General features: G+C 63.4%; 16 protein-coding genes and 1 riboswitch. Of the genes, 10 read left to right on the top strand and 6 right to left on the bottom strand.

From position 1 onward, the window contains the following. Nucleotides 1-4 precede the first annotated feature (4 nt). From thiO to ABID16_RS15950, 9 genes are all read left to right on the top strand, one after another. Entirely contained in the window at nucleotides 5-973 is a 969-nt protein-coding gene (thiO, locus tag ABID16_RS15990) for a glycine oxidase ThiO (RefSeq protein WP_354557353.1), read from the top strand. Further along, complete coding sequence (gene thiS, locus ABID16_RS15985; protein WP_354557352.1) at nucleotides 970-1167, top strand: sulfur carrier protein ThiS; 198 nt, start codon at nucleotides 970-972, stop codon at nucleotides 1165-1167. Before thiO ends, thiS begins: the two co-directional genes overlap by 4 nt. A gap of 1 nt (nucleotide 1168) precedes the next feature. Further along, entirely contained in the window at nucleotides 1169-1942 is a 774-nt protein-coding gene (locus ABID16_RS15980) for a thiazole synthase (protein ID WP_354557351.1), read from the top strand. After that, complete coding sequence (locus ABID16_RS15975; protein WP_354557350.1) at nucleotides 1939-2544, top strand: thiamine phosphate synthase; 606 nt, start codon at nucleotides 1939-1941, stop codon at nucleotides 2542-2544. Before ABID16_RS15980 ends, ABID16_RS15975 begins: the two co-directional genes overlap by 4 nt. Next, nucleotides 2514-3512, top strand: a complete 999-nt coding sequence (locus tag ABID16_RS15970; RefSeq protein ID WP_354557349.1) for a hydroxymethylpyrimidine/phosphomethylpyrimidine kinase — start codon at nucleotides 2514-2516, stop codon at nucleotides 3510-3512. The genes ABID16_RS15975 and ABID16_RS15970 overlap by 31 nt, the downstream gene beginning before the upstream one ends. 127 nt (nucleotides 3513-3639) lie before the next feature. Continuing rightward, nucleotides 3640-5391, top strand: coding sequence for an alkaline phosphatase (locus ABID16_RS15965; RefSeq protein ID WP_354557348.1), 1752 nt, complete (start codon nucleotides 3640-3642; stop codon nucleotides 5389-5391). A gap of 269 nt (nucleotides 5392-5660) precedes the next feature. Beyond that, nucleotides 5661-6128 (top strand): hypothetical protein, encoded by a 468-nt coding sequence (locus tag ABID16_RS15960; RefSeq protein WP_354557347.1) that lies wholly within the window; start codon nucleotides 5661-5663, stop codon nucleotides 6126-6128. A 9-nt stretch (nucleotides 6129-6137) separates the two neighbouring features. After that, nucleotides 6138-6821: an ABC transporter ATP-binding protein gene (locus tag ABID16_RS15955; protein ID WP_354557346.1), complete on the top strand. Its 684-nt coding sequence runs from the start codon at nucleotides 6138-6140 to the stop codon at nucleotides 6819-6821. Further along, a complete protein-coding gene (locus tag ABID16_RS15950) occupies nucleotides 6818-8128 on the top strand; it encodes an ABC transporter permease (RefSeq protein ID WP_354557345.1) in 1311 nt (436 codons plus the stop codon). The genes ABID16_RS15955 and ABID16_RS15950 overlap by 4 nt, the downstream gene beginning before the upstream one ends. Before the next feature lie 13 nt (nucleotides 8129-8141). Here the strand turns inward: ABID16_RS15950 and ABID16_RS15945 are convergent, their stop codons facing one another. The 4 genes from ABID16_RS15945 to amaB all read right to left on the bottom strand — a co-directional run bounded on the left by ABID16_RS15945 (nucleotide 8142) and on the right by amaB (nucleotide 13646). Continuing rightward, nucleotides 8142-9659, bottom strand: a complete 1518-nt coding sequence (locus ABID16_RS15945) for a bifunctional aminoglycoside phosphotransferase/ATP-binding protein (protein WP_354557344.1) — start codon at nucleotides 9657-9659, stop codon at nucleotides 8142-8144. A gap of 156 nt (nucleotides 9660-9815) precedes the next feature. After that, nucleotides 9816-10472, bottom strand: coding sequence for a 3,4-dihydroxy-2-butanone-4-phosphate synthase (gene ribB, locus ABID16_RS15940; RefSeq protein ID WP_354557343.1), 657 nt, complete (start codon nucleotides 10470-10472; stop codon nucleotides 9816-9818). 129 nt (nucleotides 10473-10601) lie between these two features. Continuing rightward, nucleotides 10602-10753, bottom strand: a riboswitch (FMN riboswitch). Nucleotides 10754-10870: 117 nt separating this feature from the next. Beyond that, entirely contained in the window at nucleotides 10871-12157 is a 1287-nt protein-coding gene (locus tag ABID16_RS15935) for an NAD(P)/FAD-dependent oxidoreductase (RefSeq protein WP_354557342.1), read from the bottom strand. Beyond that, entirely contained in the window at nucleotides 12147-13646 is a 1500-nt protein-coding gene (amaB, locus tag ABID16_RS15930) for an L-piperidine-6-carboxylate dehydrogenase (RefSeq protein WP_354557341.1), read from the bottom strand. The genes ABID16_RS15935 and amaB overlap by 11 nt, the downstream gene beginning before the upstream one ends. Before the next feature lie 140 nt (nucleotides 13647-13786). Here amaB and ABID16_RS15925 point away from each other — a divergent pair, with 140 nt between their 5' ends. Then, on the top strand, nucleotides 13787-14692 hold the full coding sequence (locus ABID16_RS15925) for a LysR substrate-binding domain-containing protein (protein ID WP_354557340.1): 906 nt from the start codon (nucleotides 13787-13789) through the stop codon (nucleotides 14690-14692). Here the strand turns inward: ABID16_RS15925 and ABID16_RS15920 are convergent. Together ABID16_RS15920 and ABID16_RS15915 are read right to left on the bottom strand one after the other, a co-directional pair. Then, nucleotides 14676-15113 carry a response regulator gene (locus ABID16_RS15920; protein ID WP_354557339.1) on the bottom strand — a complete coding sequence of 146 codons (438 nt, stop codon included), beginning with the start codon at nucleotides 15111-15113 and terminating at the stop codon, nucleotides 14676-14678. The two genes, ABID16_RS15925 and ABID16_RS15920, sit on opposite strands and share 17 nt — an antisense overlap. Beyond that, nucleotides 15110-16600, bottom strand: a complete 1491-nt coding sequence (locus tag ABID16_RS15915) for a sensor histidine kinase (RefSeq protein ID WP_354557338.1) — start codon at nucleotides 16598-16600, stop codon at nucleotides 15110-15112. Before ABID16_RS15915 ends, ABID16_RS15920 begins: the two co-directional genes overlap by 4 nt. Between the last annotated feature and the right edge of the window lie 112 nt (nucleotides 16601-16712).

Raw genomic sequence — 16712 nt, 5'->3', positions numbered from 1 at the left:
GGCGATGACGATCCTTATCAGAGGGGCCGGTGTTGCCGGCCTCACGGCGGCCTTCGCATTGGCCCGCAAGGGCCACGCTGTCACCGTCCTTGACCCCAAAGAACCCGGCACCGGCGCTTCGCACTATGCCGGGGGGATGCTCGCGCCGTGGTGCGAGGGCGAGACCGCGCCGGAGGTGGTGGTCGAGGCCGGGATCGGAGCGGCCAGCTGGTGGGAGGATGCGCTGCCCGGTCTGGTCGAACGAAAGGGAACGCTGGTCGTTACCCCGGCGCGCGATCAGAGCGAGCTGGAGCGCTTCGCCCGCCGCACACGTCGACACGAATGGATGGACGAAGCGGGAATCGCCGAGCTCGAACCCGCGCTGGCGGGACGCTTTCGCCGCGGGCTCTTTTTCCGGGATGAGGCGCATCTTGACCCGCGCATGGCTCTCGCGGGGCTCGTGGAGGCACTGGTTAGTATGGGCGTCCCGATCCTGCACGAGGCCGACGCGCGGGCTTATGCTCACATCATCGATTGCACGGGCCGCAATGCCATCACACCAGACTCGCAGCTTCGCGGCGTGCGCGGCGAGATGCTCTATCTCAAGACCAGCGAGATCACCCTCTCCCGCCCCGTGCGCCTGCTTCACCCGCGCATCCCGCTCTATGTCGTCCCTCGTGGCAACGGGCGCTTCATGGTCGGCGCGACGATGATCGAGAGCGAGCATGACGGGCCGATCTCGGCGCGTTCGCTGATGGAACTGCTGAACGCCGCCTACACGCTCCATCCCGCCTTTGGCGAGGCGGAGGTAATCGAGACAGGAACCGGCATCCGCCCGGCCTATGCCGACAACATCCCGCGCATCACCGGCTCGGGCCGATATCTCACGATCAACGGCATGTATCGCCACGGCTTCCTCATGGCGCCTGCGCTGGCGGAAGAGCTGGCCGTGCGGCTTGAGGCGGAGCCGCAACGAAGGAGTGCAACCGCATGAAACTGATCATCAATGGCGAGCAGCAAGAGATCGAGGCCGGCACGCTCGCCGCTCTCCTCACAGCCCTCGATTACGAGGGCGACTGGCTGGCGACAGCGCTCAATGGTGATCTCGTGTCACGCGGCGAGCGCGCCCGGACCGTCCTGAACGAAGGCGACCGGATCGAAATCCTAGCACCGAAACAGGGAGGCTGACATGCTGACACTTTACGGAACCGAACTTTCCTCGCGGCTCCTGCTCGGCACGGCGCGCTACCCTTCGCCTGCCATCATGGAAGAGGCGATCCGGGCGTCAGGAACTGAGATCGTCACCGTGTCGCTCCGCCGCGAGACCGCGGGCGGTGGGCGCGGCGGACAGTTTTTTGAAGTTATCCGCAGCCTCGGCGTCCATGTCCTGCCCAACACCGCCGGCTGCCATACAGCGAAAGAAGCCGTGCTGACGGCGCGGATGGCGCGCGATCTCTTCGCCACCGACTGGGTCAAGCTCGAAGTCATCGGCCATCATGACACGCTGCAGCCGGATGTGTTCGCGCTGGTGGAGGCTGCGCGTGAGCTTGGCGCCGATGGGTTCAAGGTCTTCCCCTATACGACCGCCGATCTCGTCGTCGCCGAAAAGCTGCTGGAAGCGGGCTGCGAGGTGCTGATGCCGTGGGCCTCGCCCATCGGTTCGGCGCGCGGGCTGGTCGATCCGGCAGCGCTTGTTTCGATGCGGGCGCATTTCCCGGACGTGCCGCTGATCGTCGATGCCGGGCTGGGCAGGCCGTCGCATGCCGCGCAGGCCATGGAGCTTGGCTATGACGCCGTGCTTCTCAACACCGCCGTCGCGGGTGCTGCCGATCCTGTCGCCATGGCCCGCGCCTTTGCTTCAGCCATAGAGGCCGGCCGGGAAGGCTATCGCGCCGGCCTGCTCGAACCGCGCGACATGGCCGTTCCCTCCACCCCCGTCATCGGAAAGGCAGTCTTCGCATGAAGCTCGACCCATTCTATCTCATCGTCGACAGTGCCGACTGGATCGAGCGGCTTTTACCCATTGGCGTAAAGCTCGTGCAATTGCGCATCAAGGACCAGCCGGAAGAGGTGCTGCGGGCGCATATCCGCCGGGCAAAAACCGTCTGCGCGTGGCATGGCTGCCAGCTGATCATCAACGACTACTGGCGGGTTGCAATCGAGGAGCAATGCGATTTCGTCCATCTTGGGCAGGAAGATCTCGCAGAGGCAGATCTCGCAGCCATCCGCGCCGCCGGGCTGAAGCTCGGCCTGTCTACCCATGACGAGACGGAGCTGGAAACGGCGCTGGCGGCGAAGCCGGATTATGTGGCACTGGGTCCGATCTATCCGACCATTCTCAAGCAGATGAAATGGGACCCGCAGGGACTGGACCGCATCCGCGTCTGGAAGGACAAAATCGCGCCACTGCCACTGGTCGCAATTGGAGGATTGCGCCCCGAGCGGCTGGAGGGCGTGTTCTCGCAAGGCGCCGATAGTGCCGCCGTCGTCACCGACATTACGCTGAATGACGATCCCGAAGCCCGCACGCGCGAATGGATCGCCAAGACGGGCCGCTGGCGGTGAACGCCCGCATCCTCATCATCGCTGGCTCGGACTCCTCTGGCGGTGCCGGCATCATTCGCGATGTCGAGACGGTGACGGCCTTCGGGCTCAACGCCGCCGTGGCCGTGACGGCAGTGACCGCGCAGTCGGATCGGCGCGTGACGGCGGTGCAGGCGATGGAACCGACGCTCGTCAAAGCGCAGATGACGGCGGCGCTGGAGAGCGGCGAGATCCGTGCCATCAAGATCGGCATGCTGGCCAATGCCGGGATCGTCGCAGCGGTGGCGGATGTCCTGGAACGGCACCCCAGCCTCCCCGTCGTCCTCGACCCGGTTCTCGCCTCGACCTCCGGCAGAGCGCTGCTTGAGCCGGATGGCGTGCGCCTGATGATTGAGCGCCTGCTGCCGCGCGCCGATCTGGTGACACCAAACTTGCCGGAACTGGGATTGCTCACTGGCGCCGGGGATTTCACAGCGTCTGTTGAAGCGCTTTTGCAACTTGGCGTCCGAGCCGCGTTGATCAAGGGCGGGCATGCTGAAGATGCCGGGGCGAAAACGCCGATCTTCGGCGAAGGGGCGCCGCAATCTCCCTCTTTTCCCCTTGGGGAAAAGTGCGGCGCGTTGCGAGGCGATGAGGAGTCGGTTGGCGCTGAGTTCGATGGGAACCCCTCATCCAGCCCTTCGGGCCACCTTCTCCCCATGGGGAGAAGTGGGAACGCGCCGCATGCGGCTTCTACACGATCGAACCCCAGCATTTGCAGAGACCTACTGGTTCGGCCCAATCAGCCGTACCTCAGTTTCGATAGCCCCCGCCATCCCGGCACGTTGCGCGGCACGGGCTGCATGCTCGCCTCGGCCATCGCCTGCGGCCTGGCAAGCGGGCAGACGCTGGAAACCGCGATTGAGACCGCAAAGGCCTATGTGTCGGAGGCATTTGCAAAGCCATTGCAGACGAAACAGTCGGCTCGCAACACAGTCGAACTTTTGTAACGTTATAGTATAACTTAAATGAAAGACTAAATTTGACAGTTCAAGGAATGTTTTTCAGAGTTTTCATGTAAGTGTCATGTGGCCCCGTTAACCGGTCAGCTGTGAAACAGCGTATCAGGAGGGACCCATGCGCAAGCTTCTCACCACACTCGCCGCAGCAACCATGCTGGCCGGCGCCGCCCAGGCCGCGACCGTTTATCCGCTGAGCCGTGCGACGATCCTCGTCGGCTCGCCGTTCGACTTCAAGGTCGAGTTCAATTCCGTCGTCAAGCCGGAAGACGTCAAGATCACCGTCAACGGTCAGGACTACACGACCGTTCTCGGCAAGGGCGACTTCGTCGCGGAAGAAAAGGGCAAGGACGACAAGGTTCTCGGCTCTGCCGTGATCCTGCGCAACGCCAAGATCGCCAAGGCCGGCAAGTATGACGTGACCGTCACCGCCGGCTCCGAGACCAAGACCGTCACCTGGGACGTTTTTGAAACCGCTGCCCAGCCGAAGGCCAAGAACATCATCTTCATGCTCGGCGACGGCATGTCCGTCGCGCATCGCACCGGCGCCCGCCTGATGTCCAAGGGGATGACGGAAGGCAAGGCAAATGGCCGTCTCGCCATGGACGATCTCGACCACATGGCCTTCATCGGCACGTCGTCGACCAACGCGATCGCGACCGATTCCGCCAACACGATGTCGGCCTACATGACCGGCCACAAGACGGCCATCAACGCGCTCGGCGTCTATGCCGACCGCACACCGTCGAGCCTTGACGACCCGAAGGTCGAAAACATCGCCGAGGCCGTCCGCCGCACGACCAAGAAGTCGATCGGCATCGTCGCGCTGTCGGAACTGGAAGACGCAACGCCCGCCGCCGTCGTCTCGCACACCCGTCGTCGCGCCGACAAGGCCGAAATCGTCGGCATGATGTTCGACGTCAAGCCGGATGTCGTTCTCGGTGGCGGCTCGGCCTACTTCCTGTCCAAGGACGTTCCGGGCTCCAAGCGCAAGGACGACAAGGATTATATCAAGCTGTTCAAGGATGCAGGCTACGCACTTGCCACCGACAAGGACGAGCTTCAGGCGGCCGCCGGCACCAATACCGGCAAGATCCTCGGCCTCTTCCACACCGGCAACATGGACTATGCCGTCGACCGCATGCAGCTGAATAAGGGCACCGTCGACAAGTTCCCGAAGCAGCCCGGCCTCGTCGACATGACCAAGGTCGCCCTCGACAGCCTGTCGAAGAACCCGGAAGGCTTCTTCCTCATGATCGAAGGCTCCGACATCGACAAGGCCAGCCACCCGCTCGACTGGGACCGCGCCGTGTTCGACACGATCGAGTTCGATCATGCCATCGCGGTTGCCCGCGAATTCCAGAAGACGCATCCCGACACGCTGATCGTCGTCACCGGCGACCACACGCATGGCGTATCGATCATCGGCACGATCGACGACACCAAGGAAGCGACCGAAGGCCGCGAGCGCGTCGGCACCTATGAAAAGGCCGGCTTCCCGAACTACGAGGACAAGGATGGCGATGGCTATCCGGACTCGATTGCCGTCAGCAAGCACCTTGCCATCTTCGGCAATAACGGCCCGGACCATTACGAGACCTTCAAGCCGAAGCTTGACGGCCCGTTCGAGCCGGCCGTGAAGAACGACAAGGGTCAGTATGAACCCAACCCGGCCTACAAGGACATCCCGGGCGCCATGCTCGTCCCCGGCAACCTGCCGCGCGACGAAGACACCGGCGTTCACGCCGTTGACGACGTCGTTCTTCAGTCCGCCGGTCCGGGCGCTGAAGGCTTCAAGGGCTACATGGAAGAAAGCGACGTCTACAAGGTGCTCGCCGATACCTTTGCCATGGGCGCGCCTGCGAAGTAATCTCCGGAGGCAGGACGCGAAGCAAGAGTTCTTCGGCTTCGCCGCCCCCTTGTATCCGCCTGCCGGCACCTTCTCCCCGATGGGGAGAAGAGGCTGGAGCCGCAGCCTCGCAGTCATCCTCGCCCCTTCGGGGAGAGGTCCGCCGAGCGAAGCGGAGGCGGGGTGAGGGGGAACCCCGGAATGCAGTTGGACAATGACCCATACGGATCCCGGACACGAAGCGCCCGGGATCTGCCAATTCCACCGGACTGCCATTTCAGGAGATTTCGATGACAGACGACATCTCAAGCGGATACATTGATCGGCGGGCATTCCTGAGCCTGACGGCCACGGGCGCATTGTCCGCTATCGCACGGCCTGCAAAAGCCGCCGAGACCATCTCCTTCGGCCAGCTCTACAGCAAGTTTGGCGTGCTGGGTCTCGAATATTCCGACAAGGTCAAGGCGCTCGCCGGCCAGCAGGTCTCCATGGAAGGCTTCATGGCCCCGCCGCTCAAGGCCGAGGCGAATTTCTTCGTGCTGACCGAAATCCCGATGGCGCTCTGCCCGTTCTGCTCGTCGGATGCCGACTGGCCGGACAATATCGTGGTCATCTATCTAGGCGGCAAACAGACATTCCTACCCGGCGGCACCCGCATTTCCGTCGATGGCACACTGGAATTAGGCTCCTGGACCGATCCGGACACCGGCTTCCTCAGCCGCCTGCGCATCCGCGACGCCAGCTTCCGTGCGGCATAGGGCGATATCATGATCGATCTTGCCATTGAGGCCACCGAAGTCACCTTCCCCGGTCTGGCGACGCCCGCGCTCTCCATCGACAGCTTCCGCCTTCCCGCCGGCGTGCATCTCGCCGTCACCGGCGCATCCGGCTCGGGCAAAAGCACACTCGTCAACATCCTGACCGGACTGGAACGGCTGAACAAGGGCGCCGTGCGCTGGGACGGAACCGATATTGCCAGTCTTTCCGAAAGCCGGCGCGACCGCTGGCGCGGCGAGACGGTGGGCCTCGTCATGCAGGATTTCCACCTCTTCGAAGGCCTGTCCGCACTCGACAATATTCTTCTACCCGCCCGCCTCGCGCGCGCCGCGAATTCCGAAACCACAAAGCGGGGCCGTGAACTCCTGGACATCGTCGGCCTTTCGCGGCCCGAACAGAAGGTCGAAACCATGTCGCGCGGCGAAATGCAGCGTGTGGCGGTCGCCCGCGCGCTTGTCCGCAAGCCCGCCGTCATCATCGCCGACGAGCCGACCGCCAGCCTCGATAGCGTCAGCGGCGCACAGGTCGCCGAGCTGATCGTGACGCTCGCCGAGCGAGAGAAATCGACCCTCATCGTCGTCTCGCACGATCCCGCGCTGATCGGCCGTTTCGACAACCGCATCCGTCTTGTCGGCGGTCGCATCGCCGCCGAGCCTTCGGAGGCCGCCGCATGATCCGCTTCATCCTCGCCGATCTCAATCGCTTCCGCCTCGGGGCCTTCTTCATCGCCGCTATCGTGGCGTTGGCCGTTGCGCTTGGCGTTGCCGTGACGCTGCAGGAGCGCGCGATGCGCCTCGGCTCGGCCCGTGCGGCGGAAAAGTTTGACCTGATCATTGGCGCGGCCGGCTCGGAAACGCAGCTGGTTCTCTCCTCCGTCTTCCTCCAGCCCTCCGCGCTGCCGCTGATGCCGGGCAAGGTGCTGAGCGATCTGGAAACCGATCCCCGCGTCGCCTGGGCGGCCCCCATCGGCTTCGGCGATTTCTTCGGCACCTCACCCATTGTCGGGACGACAACGGCACTGGTGAAGAACCTCTCCGCCGGGGTCTCCGAAGGTGCAATCTTCGCCCGCGAGGGCGAGGCTGTCATCGGCGCGGACGTGAAGCTTTCGATGGGCTCCACGGTGAAGCCGATGCATGGGACGCTCGGCGAAGGCGGCCATACACATACTGAACTCGCCTACACCGTCGCCGGCCGGCTGAAGCCGACCGGCAGCGCCTGGGACAAGGCGATCCTGGTGCCGATCAAGGCTGTCTGGGATATCCACGGCCTCGGTCATCATCACGACGATGGCGATGAGGACCACGAGCACGATGCTGCCGCCGCCGCCAAGCCGGCCGCCGATGGCAAAACGCCCGCCGCTCATGAAGATCATGACGACCACGACGAACACGAGCATCACGCCATCGATCCCAATCAGTCGATCAACGAGCTGTGGCAGGGTGAATTGCCGGGGCTGCCAGCCGTTGTCGTGAAGCCGAAATCGATTGCGGACGCCTACAAGCTGCGCCAGCAATATCGCAAGGACGCCACGCTCGCCGTCTTCCCCGGCGAGGTTCTGACAACGCTCTACGCGACGCTGGGCGATGTGAAGCAGGTGCTCTCAGCCGTCGCAGGCGGCGCGCAATTGCTGGTGGGAGCCGCGCTGATCCTCGTCATCGTCATGCATATCGGACAGCGCCGCAAACAGATCGGCGCGCTGCGCGCCTTCGGAGCCCCACGCGAGGCGGTGTTTGGAATTGTCTGGCTGGAACTCTTCGGTCTCGTGGCTGCCGGCATCGCGGCAGGCCTCGGCCTCGGCTATCTCGCGGCTCGCGGCATTGCGGCACGGCTTGCCGCTGACAGTGGCTTCCACATGCCAGTCGGCTTTGCGACCGAGGACATGACGAGTATCGGCATGCTGCTCGTCGCTTCCGCCCTGCTCTGCGCCCTGCCCGCCCTCATCGCCTACCGCCAGCCTCCGGCCAGTGCGCTGCGAGGGTGACCTCCTTGGGCGCCTAGCGCGAGGCAAGACCGACGATTTCCTCGATCACGGCATCGACCGGGCGAGTGGCATCCACGCGCTGCCATGTCAGATCGCCGCCCCCCCTGGCCAGCTGCTTTTCCAGCACATCCGGCGTCGCATCCGACTGGCCGCTGGGCCGGGCTGCGACCCGCGCCCGCAAAATATCCGCCGGCGCGTCGAGCCAGATGCCGGTGAAGGGCACGCTTGCTTCCTGCGCCGCCTCTTCGATCGCTGCGCGACGCTCGGCACGGTCATGGACCGCATCCGCCACGACGCTCGCCCCCGCCGTCAACACCGTGCCGGCGCGGCGCGCCATCTCGGCATAGACCCTTGCCGCCATTTCCGGACTGTAGGCGGAAGCATCGAGACGGGTTTCAGGGGAAACGCCGTTCAGCGCCTTGCGCACCCGGTCGCTCTCGATCAACCGGGCACCGGGGGGCGGCCCAAGATGTGCGGCCAGCCCGTCCGCCACGGTGGACTTGCCTGAACCGCTGAAGCCGCCGATGGCGATGAGACGGGGCGGGGCTTGCTTAAGCGTCTGCATGGCGAGATCGTAATAGGATCTTGCCGAGGCCGATAGCCGCGCGTCGCCACCCGCTCCTTCTGCCTGTGTTGCCGTCACATGGGCGCGCACGGCCGCGCGCAAGGCCGTGAAGAAGGGCAGAAGCGCAAAACCCTCCTCCTCGCCCGCAGCATCGCAATAACGGTTGGCGACGAGGTTTGCGTGATCCTTCAGGCCGCGATGCCAGAGGTCCATGACGAGAAAGGCGAGATCGTAGAGAACGTCCACCGTCGCGATGCGGTCGTTGAAATCGATGCAGTCGAAGAGGCGCGGCTTGGCGTCGAGCAGGCAGAGATTGCGCAAATGCAGATCGCCGTGGCAGAGGCGGACCTTGCCAGCTTCGGCGCGGCGGTCAAGATGCAGGGCGATGATTTCGAGCCACTCGCGGAACAGATTGTCGATGGCGGCCTGTTCTTCATCCGAAAAGACCGTGCTCGTGGCAAAGCCCGCCCTGTTGATGTCGAGGACGCCGAGGATATTGGCCGCACCACTCTCCGCGGCCGCCGGCACACCGGCATGAAACGCCGCCACCATCCGGGCGACTTCGGTCATCAGCGCCGGAGTCAGCTCGCCTTCCATGGCCATACGGTCGAACAGCGCCGACTGGTCGAAGCGTTTCATTTCGACAACGGCATCGACCACCTCGCCCGGCGCTTCGAAAGACAGTTGGCCATCCGCTGAGCGGTAGATCTGCCGGACGCCGAGATAGAGCTCCTGCGTCGTGCGCGCATTGAGAATCCGCTCCTTCTCGCATGCTGCGACCCGAAGCGCGGGTGTCGAGAAGTCAACATAGGGAAGCTCGACTGCCCGCTTCATCTTGAAGGCTCGGTCGGCAACAAGAAAGATGCGCGAGATATGCGTCTCCATCACCTCGACAGGGCCAGTGAGACCGTAGGATGACGCGTCGCTCAGGAAAGAGGTCACGGCCTTCTGATCGTCGGTGATCATGCTTCCTCCGCTGCCGGCCTGTCCTTTAAACGGTAACAGGCCTTGCAGACGGAAATCTGGCAGGGCGCGCGCCGCGCCGCCATGACACATGTCAAGCGTTCGGCTAGTCAAGCCCGGCCATCTGCCGGGCTCGGCGCAGCCTCGGAGCGCTAAAGATCAGACCGCTTCAAGCAGGTCTTCATCATTCGCAGTCGCCGAGATCATGTTCTTCGCCTTGATATAGGCGACGAGGTCCTCGATGGCGATCAGCTTCAGACCGTGCTTTTCGGCGAAGATTTCGAGGTCCGGCAGGCGGGCCATCGTGCCGTCGTCCTTGGCGATTTCGCAAATGACACCCGAAGGCTTCAGGCCCGCGAGACGGCACAGATCGATCGCGGCTTCGGTGTGGCCGGGACGGCGCAGAACGCCTTCCGGCACGGCGCGGAGCGGGAAGATATGGCCGGGACGGGCGAAATCTTCCGGCTTTGCGGTCTCGTCGATCAGAGCCTGGATGGTCGCGGCACGGTCGGCGGCGGAAATGCCAGTTGAGGTGCCGGGAATGTAATCGACCGAGACGGTGAAGGCCGTCTGCATCGATTCCGTGTTGCGCGGCACCATCGGCGGAAGGTCGAGCGCATCAAGGCGTTCGCCTGTCATCGGCACGCAGATGAGGCCGCGTGCGTGGTTCATCATGAAGGCGATCTTCTCCGGTGTCGCGTGTTCGGACGCAAACAGGATGTCGCCTTCGTTTTCACGGTCATGATCGTCCACGACGACGATCATCTCGCCGCGTGCGATCGCCGATACCGCGTCTTCGATTTTAGCAAATGTCATTTCAATGCCTTTCAAGGGTTATGCCGAAACCGGCAATCTCAAACGATCCCTCTTGCGAGCGAACGCACGAATATCCCTTGGGCGAATAGCAACGGTCACACCTCGACTGATAACAGCCAAAGGCTTCCGCGCGATCCTCTTCCATCCGGACTATACCGTCGGCTCCGGCATCTCACCGGATCTGCTGACCTTCCATCACAGGCGTAACGGAAGCGCTCGCGGGCTCCGGGATTTCTCCCGATACCGCCGGTGGGGAATTACACCCCGCCCTGAGAACATGACAAAGATAAGTCGGACTTATCGGCTTTTGCAAGTGCTCACGGCAGGTAAAATCGTTTCAACCTTGAAATATGATACTCAAAGTCTTACCGGCCACGCAAAATATGATTTCAGCGTCTCTAGCCGGCAGCAGCCCGGATGGGCAGCGCATGCGTCAGCGTCGCGCCGAATTCATAGTAAGCGGCACGGGCCGAGGCGAAACGCTCGCTATGGCTCTGCACGGGCTGGACCGGCAAGGCAGCCGGATTGTTCTCCAGAAGCGCAATCGCCGCCTGCGTGCCGAACACAGTACCCGGACCGATGCCGCGACCGGAATAGCCGAAGCTTGCATAGGCGTTCGGCCCGAAGGCGACAATCTTCGGGACATGGTCGCTCGTCATGGCGATGCGGCCGCGCCAGCTGTGTTCGAAGGGCAGATCGCCGATCCCGGGGAACAGCGCCTTGAGCTTGCGTCGCGCCCAGTCGGCATGAAAAAGCGCGCCCAAGCCTTCGCTATCGCCCATGCCACCGACAATCATCCGGCCGGCGTGATCGGTGCGGAAGGAGGACATGACAAGCGCCGTATCCCAGCAGCCCTCCCCGCCGGCGAGGATTTTTTCCCGCGCGGCGGCAGGCATCGGAACGGTCGCGAACTGGCAGTAACCCACCGGAATGAATCCCGGCTTGAAAGGCGTTTCGATGCCGAGATGATAGGCATTGGTCCCGATCAGCAGCGAATTCGCCGTGACGACCCGGCCGTTGCTGGTCGCGACCCAGCGATCGCCGGCCCGCGCCAGCGCGGTGACCGGCGAGCGCTCGAAGATCATTGCGCCCGCAGCCTTGGCGGCACGGGCAAGGCCGCGCGCATAGGCCAGTGGCTGGATCGTGCCCGCGCGCGGATCGAAAAGCGCGCCATGATAGACATTGGTTCCTGTGCGCTTGGTTGCTTCGGCAGCATCCAGCAACTGCAGCGGCGCGCCGTGGCGATTGCCCTGGCGGAAACGCTCGGAGAGGTCTTTGAAGCCCTCTTCCGAATGAGCAAGATGCAGCGTGCCCTTGCGGGTCGCCTCGCAGTGTATGCCCTCCCGCTCGATCAGCCCGTAGACGCGGCCCGGCGCCTCGCCGAGGTCGCGGATCAGGCGCGTGCCTTCCGCTTCTCCCATCTGTGTGATGATCTCGTCCGGCGGCAGCCAGAGGCCGGCATTGGCCAGCCCGACATTGCGGCCTGAGCCGCCATGGCCGACCGTCTCGGCCTCCAGCAGGCAGACGGAAGCCCCGCGCCGCGCCGCTTCAAGCGCTGCCGAATTGCCGGTAAAGCCCCCGCCGATCACCAGAAGATCGACGGAGAGATCACGATCGAGCGGCGTGGCCGAGAAGGTTTCCCGGCTGCTCGCCCGCCACAGATTGGAACCGCGGTCAGATGTCAAATTTCACTCCCTGGGCCAAAGGCAGTTTGGAGGAATAGTTGATGGTCGAGGTCTGGCGGCGCATGTAGCCCTTCCAGGCATCCGAGCCGGATTCGCGACCGCCGCCGGTCTCCTTCTCGCCGCCGAAGGCCCCGCCGATTTCAGCGCCCGAGGGGCCGATATTGACGTTGGCAATGCCGCAATCCGAGCCGGAGGCGGAGAGGAAGGTTTCGGCTTCGCGGATATTGAGCGTGAAGATGCAGGAGGACAGGCCCTGCGGCACGTCGTTCTGCAGCGCAATCGCCTCATCCAGTTCGTCATAGGTCAGAACATAGAGGATCGGCGCGAAGGTCTCGGTCTTCACGGTCGCCGACTGCGTCGGCATCTCGACGAGTGCAGGCGCGGCATACGCGCCGGCCGGAACGCCGGATGTAACCACCTCGCCGCCATGCACCTTGCCGCCTTCGACCTTGGCATTGGAAAGCGCCTTCTGCATCGCATCCAGCGCGCCCTTGTCGACCAGCGGGCCGATGAGAACGCCGGCTTCGCGCGGATCGCCGATCTTCAGCGAGGAATAGGCCTTGGCAAGACGCGCAACGAGATCGTCCTTGATCGAGCGATGAACAATGAGGCGACGCAGCGACGTGCAGCGCTGGCCGGCCGTGCCGACAGCGGAAAAGACGATGGCGCGCACGGCCATGTCGAGATCGGCAGACGGGGCGACGATCATCGCGTTGTTGCCGCCAAGTTCGAGGATCGGGCGACCGAAGCGCGCCATGACCTTCGGGCCGACGATATGACCCATGCGGGTCGAACCGGTGGCCGAGATGATCGGAACGTCGCGCGACGAAACCAGCGCCTCGCCGACCGCAGCACCGCCGATAACCAGCTGGCAGAGGCCTTCCGGCGCATCCGCACCGAATCTCTCGATGGCGCGCATCATGATCTTGTGGGTGGCAATCGCCGTCAGCGGCGTCTTCTCGGACGGCTTCCAGATCACCGGATCGCCGCAGACGAGTGCCAGCGCCGCATTCCAGCTCCACACGGCGACGGGGAAGTTGAAGGCGGAGATGACGCCGCAGGGACCCATCGGATGCCAGGTCTCGGTCATCTTGTGGCCGGGGCGCTCGGAGGCAATGGTCAGGCCGTAAAGCTGGCGCGAGAGACCGACCGCGAAATCGCAGATGTCGATCATTTCCTGAACTTCGCCAAGGCCTTCCGAGGTGATCTTGCCAGCTTCAAGTGTTACGAGAGCGCCCAGTTCGGTCTTGGCGGCGCGCAGCTCCTCGCCCAGCAGGCGCACCAGTTCGCCACGGCGCGGCGCCGGCACATCGCGCCAGGCCTTGAAGGCAGCAACCGAGCGGGCGATCACGGACTGCATGTCATCCGCGCTCGTCTCATGCACGCGGGCGATCTCCGCGCCGTCGATCGGCGAGCGAACGGCGAGCGTCCCGTCGGAGAGTTCGGCCGAAGTCAGCCCGCAAGCCTTGAGAATATCCTGATGCGTCATCCGCTGTCTCCATTTATGCGCAACCGGCGGGCAGAGGCCTCTATCCCTCGGTCGCATGATTTTCCATTTTTGACAGGATAGCGTGAAGTCCTCTATGAAATGAGCGAAGAATTGGAACATTGATTGGAGAAAAAGTCACAATGCTCGCTCCGCGCCGCTTCCTTCCCTCGATCAGTTCGCTACTGGCGTTGGAGGCCGTGGATCGTCTCGGCTCTGCCACGGCGGCGGCGGAGGAGCTGTCGCTGACGCATTCCGCGGTCAGCCGGCAATTGAAGGTGCTGGAGGAGCAGATCGGCGTGACGCTGCTGCGCCGGGTGGGCAAGGGTCTGGCGCTGACACCATCCGGCGCAGATTATGCCCGCTCGGTGCGAGACTGCCTCAACGATCTCGCCCGCGCCAGCCTCAAGATCCGCGCCGGCGGGGCGCGCAGCAGCCTCAATCTGGCGGTCCTTCCGGCCTTCGGCATGCACTGGCTTGCGCCGCAGCTTAAGGCGTTTTCGACGCAGTATCCGGATGTGACAGCCAACCTGACCACGCGGCTCTCCCCCTTCGATTTCGCGCGGGAAAAATTCGACGCCGCGATCCATTATGGCGGGCAGGACTGGCAGGGTGTGGATTATCTCGAGCTGTCACGCGAACGGGTCATACCGGCGGCAAGCCCGGAGCTTCTGGCCCACGGGCCGAAGACGGCGGAGGAACTGCTTTCCATGCCGCTTCTCCATCTCGAAAGCCGGCCGGGCGCGTGGGAGGAGTGGTTTGCGGCGCAAGGCGCCGAGGCCGACCGCCTGCGCGGCATGCTCTTCGACCAGTTCACTGCGATGGCCGAGGCCGCTGCCTTGGGTTTTGGTGTGGCGCTGCTGCCCGAATATCTGGCAGAGAGCGAATTCCTGCGCGGACGGCTCCATCCGGCCTTTCCGGATTACCTTCCGCTTGCGGGGCGTTATTACCTCGTCTGGCCGAACAGCCTGCCGCCCAGCCGCCCGCTCGCCTCACTGATCGCCTTCCTGAAGGACGCGCAGGGCAAAGCCATCACGGCACCTCGATGACAGAAAAGAACAGGCCAAGCTGGCGGATGGCGTTGGCAAAGCCCTCATAATCGACCGGCTTTGTGATGTAGACATTCGCACCGAGATCGTAGCAGCGCTGGATTTCCCGCGCATCGTCGGTCGTCGTCAGGATGACCACCGGCAGGCGCTTGGTGAAGGGGTTTTCCTTGATATGCTGCAGGATTTCCGTGCCAGACATATCAGGCAGATTGAGATCCAGCAGGATCAGGAGATAGCGCTCGGCGGAGACCGTGCCGCTCATGTCCTTGCCGAGGATATATTCGAGCGCCTCTGTACCGTTGGTAAACGGCACGATCTCGTTGTGCACGCCGGCGCGGCGGACATTCTTTTCGATGAGGCGCGCATGGCCCTCATCGTCTTCGATCATCACGATCGTGACTTCCCTTCCATTGGCTTTCATGCAGAGAGACTCCTTAAAACCTGCGTGAGATCGGTGGGCGTGGTCAGGACAAAAACCGACCCCTTGCCAGGCACCGAGCGGACATCGATTTCGCCGCCGAGATTGCGGGCGAGCGAGCGGACATGGGCAAGACCGATGCCCTCGCCCCGCTGGTCCTGCGGACCGGCGCGGCGGAAGAGTTCGAAGACGCGCTCGAGATCGTCCGCCTCGATGCCACGACCGTTGTCTTCGACGACAATGTCGACAAGGCGCCCGCGACGAACGGCTTCGATCTTGATCCGCAACGGACGGTCCAGGCTCCGATACTTGATGGCGTTATCCACCAGATTGGCCAGAATCTGCTCTATCGACATGCGGTCGCTGAACAGTTTCGTGGACGACAGCGCCAGTTCCACTTTGCCGCCTACCTCGTCAATGCGGTGCTGCTGACTGGCCACGCAATGGGCGGCGAGATCCTTGATATCGATGGATTCGGGCTTCAGCTGCCGCCGACCGTCCCGCGAGATCTTCAAAATAGCGTTGATGAGCCCGTCCATGCGCGAGGTCGACGAGCGTATGAAGCCGAGAGCCTCCGGCATGTCCTGTTCGACGGCGATACGCGCATCCAGCACCTGCTGCGGCGAGAGCGGCGCACCGTCCGCCAGCACATAGGCGCTGACGTCCTTGATCGACCGGTCGAGTTCACTGGCAAAGCCCATGATATTGACCAGCGGCGCGCGCAGATCGTGCGTCACGATATAGGCGTAGCGCTGGATTTCCTGATTGGCGCGAACCACGTCCTGGGTGCGCTCCTGCACGCGCATTTCCAGCTCTTCATTCAGCTTCATCAACTCGCGCCGCGCTTCTGTAAGCGATTTGACGTGACGCATGATGATGTAGATCGCGCCGCCCAACACGATGAGGATGGCGATGAAGGCTGCGATGATGATGAACTGCAGGCGCTCGGATGTGGCTTCGTGCTTGCCGACATTGTCGCGGATCGCGAGGTCGGACGCACCGATGATGGCCTGCATCTTCTCGCGGATGCTGGTCATGAGTTGCTGGCCGGCGCCATCACTGACTGTTCGCCGCGCGGCCTGCAGATCGCCCTTCTGCGCGGCATCAACCGTCGTCCCCAGTTCCTGCAGCTTCTGTGAGATCAGGTCGTAAAGCTCAGGTGTGTCATGCGTATGGTCGGTCAGCCGGTCCACCGCCCTGGTGAGCTTGTCTTCAGCGGCGGGGATCCGCGCAACGGCATCGTCATAAGGCTTGAGGAACGCAGGATCCATTGTCAGGAGATACCCGCGCTGCCCCGTTTCGGCGTCCTGCAGGAGGCTGAAGAGATCTACCGCCGCCGAACGAGCGACGCGCTCTGCCACCAGCTTGTTAAATGTCTCCTGCGTCTGAGAAATCAGGATGATCGCCGACAGAACAACGGACACGAGCAGGGCCGAGCCGCAGAACAGCATGATCAGCGAATTTCGCACAAAGGGCTTGTTGATCGTCATCAGGAAACCGGCGGCAGGAAGGAAGGGAAGCCTTGAGGATACAAAAACAGAAAATGCCGCGCCTCGAAGAGGCGCGGCAGAGTTGGGCCGTCATGAGGGGACTTGGGAAGGG

This window comes from Limnomicrobium aquaticum (assembly GCF_040545545.1).
GTDB lineage: Bacteria > Pseudomonadota > Alphaproteobacteria > Rhizobiales > Rhizobiaceae > Ensifer_A > Ensifer_A aquaticum.
This window is presented reverse-complemented; position numbering and strand designations above follow the sequence as displayed.

Bases quoted from the DNA above. Each gene is read 5' to 3' on its own strand.
- thiO (WP_354557353.1), top strand. From the start codon at position 5: ATGACGATCCTTATCAGAGGGGCCGGTGTTGCCGGCCTCACGGCGGCC.
- thiS (WP_354557352.1), top strand. From the start codon at position 970: ATGAAACTGATCATCAATGGCGAGCAGCAAGAGATCGAGGCCGGCACG.
- ABID16_RS15980 (WP_354557351.1), top strand. From the start codon at position 1,169: ATGCTGACACTTTACGGAACCGAACTTTCCTCGCGGCTCCTGCTCGGC.
- ABID16_RS15975 (WP_354557350.1), top strand. From the start codon at position 1,939: ATGAAGCTCGACCCATTCTATCTCATCGTCGACAGTGCCGACTGGATC.
- ABID16_RS15970 (WP_354557349.1), top strand. From the start codon at position 2,514: ATGGATCGCCAAGACGGGCCGCTGGCGGTGAACGCCCGCATCCTCATC.
- ABID16_RS15965 (WP_354557348.1), top strand. From the start codon at position 3,640: ATGCGCAAGCTTCTCACCACACTCGCCGCAGCAACCATGCTGGCCGGC.
- ABID16_RS15960 (WP_354557347.1), top strand. From the start codon at position 5,661: ATGACAGACGACATCTCAAGCGGATACATTGATCGGCGGGCATTCCTG.
- ABID16_RS15955 (WP_354557346.1), top strand. From the start codon at position 6,138: ATGATCGATCTTGCCATTGAGGCCACCGAAGTCACCTTCCCCGGTCTG.
- ABID16_RS15950 (WP_354557345.1), top strand. From the start codon at position 6,818: ATGATCCGCTTCATCCTCGCCGATCTCAATCGCTTCCGCCTCGGGGCC.
- ABID16_RS15945 (WP_354557344.1), bottom strand. From the start codon at position 9,659: ATGATCACCGACGATCAGAAGGCCGTGACCTCTTTCCTGAGCGACGCG.
- ribB (WP_354557343.1), bottom strand. From the start codon at position 10,472: ATGACATTTGCTAAAATCGAAGACGCGGTATCGGCGATCGCACGCGGC.
- amaB (WP_354557341.1), bottom strand. From the start codon at position 13,646: ATGACGCATCAGGATATTCTCAAGGCTTGCGGGCTGACTTCGGCCGAA.
- ABID16_RS15925 (WP_354557340.1), top strand. From the start codon at position 13,787: ATGCTCGCTCCGCGCCGCTTCCTTCCCTCGATCAGTTCGCTACTGGCG.
- ABID16_RS15920 (WP_354557339.1), bottom strand. From the start codon at position 15,113: ATGAAAGCCAATGGAAGGGAAGTCACGATCGTGATGATCGAAGACGAT.
- ABID16_RS15915 (WP_354557338.1), bottom strand. From the start codon at position 16,600: ATGACGATCAACAAGCCCTTTGTGCGAAATTCGCTGATCATGCTGTTC.